The organism is Psychrobacter sp. 16-MNA-CIBAN-0192, assembly GCF_040309565.1.
Classification (GTDB): Bacteria; Pseudomonadota; Gammaproteobacteria; order Pseudomonadales; family Moraxellaceae; genus Psychrobacter.
Window position 1 is genome coordinate 1 of the sequence record NZ_JBEOOX010000461.1, and the last position, 256, is coordinate 256.

General features: G+C 61.7%; 1 protein-coding gene. It reads left to right on the forward strand.

What is annotated here, in order from left to right:
* A partial coding sequence (locus tag AAEY78_RS13970; protein WP_352339976.1) for an alpha-hydroxy acid oxidase occupies positions 1 to 256 on the forward strand: 256 nt, incomplete at both ends.

Consider the following 256-nt stretch of genomic DNA (forward strand, 5'->3'; position numbering starts at 1 on the left):
TGAGTTCGCTGTCGTCGTGGACCGCCCAGCAGTTTGACCCGCGCCTGAGTTGGGACGATGTGGCGTGGATCAAAAAGTGTTGGGGCGGCAAGCTGATCATCAAGGGCATTCTCGATGTGGAGGATGCACGCTTGGCGGCCGATTGCGGTGCCGATGCGTTGGTGGTGAGCAACCACGGTGGCCGTCAGCTCGATGGCGCGCCGTCGAGCATCAGCCAATTGCCGGCGATTGTCGAAGCCGTGGGCAACCGCATTGA